The sequence below is a fragment of the Vibrio sp. YT-19(2023) genome, assembly GCF_033337395.1.
In genome coordinates this window covers 1-509 of sequence record NZ_JAWOQN010001206.1, presented here as the reverse complement: position 1 = coordinate 509, position 509 = coordinate 1, and the positions used below count along the sequence as shown (strand labels likewise).

Genomic DNA, 509 nt, shown 5'->3' with positions numbered 1-509 from the left:
ACTGGTGATGGAGGGAATTAATAAGTATACCCAATCCACCACTAACTTGATGATCACTCACCAACTTGCGCCTTTGCAAAACGTTTCACAAATTCTCGTGATGCAAGATGGTCAAATCGTACAACGTGGCGACTACGCTACCCTAGCCTCACAAGAAGGTTTGTTTAAAGACATGTTAGCTGCCAACCTAGCGCAGCGTGAATCAGACAAGGGGAACCTAGATGCGTGATTTACTCCCTTATCTAAAACTGTATAAAAAACATTGGTTCGGTTTGTCGCTGGGTATGCTATTGGCGTTCCTAACACTTGCTGCATCTATCGGCTTGCTCACTCTGTCTGGTTGGTTTATCTCCGCAGCAGCAGTGGCTGGTTTAACCGTTGCGCGTGAAACCTTCAACTACATGCTGCCAGGTGCTGGCGTGCGCGGTGCCGCAATGGCACGAACAGCTGGCCGTTGGGGTGAGCGCGTTGTAAGCCACAATGCGACATTTAAGTTGCTGACAGACCTG

At 48.9% G+C, this 509-nt stretch carries 2 pseudogenes; both read left to right on the top strand.

The features are described 5' to 3' along the window. Positions 1-229, top strand: a pseudogene (locus tag R7E78_RS30865) (cysteine/glutathione ABC transporter permease/ATP-binding protein CydD); the annotation flags it as partial. Then, positions 222-509, top strand: a pseudogene (locus R7E78_RS30860) (cysteine/glutathione ABC transporter ATP-binding protein/permease CydC); the annotation flags it as partial. The pseudogenes R7E78_RS30865 and R7E78_RS30860, both read left to right, overlap by 8 nt.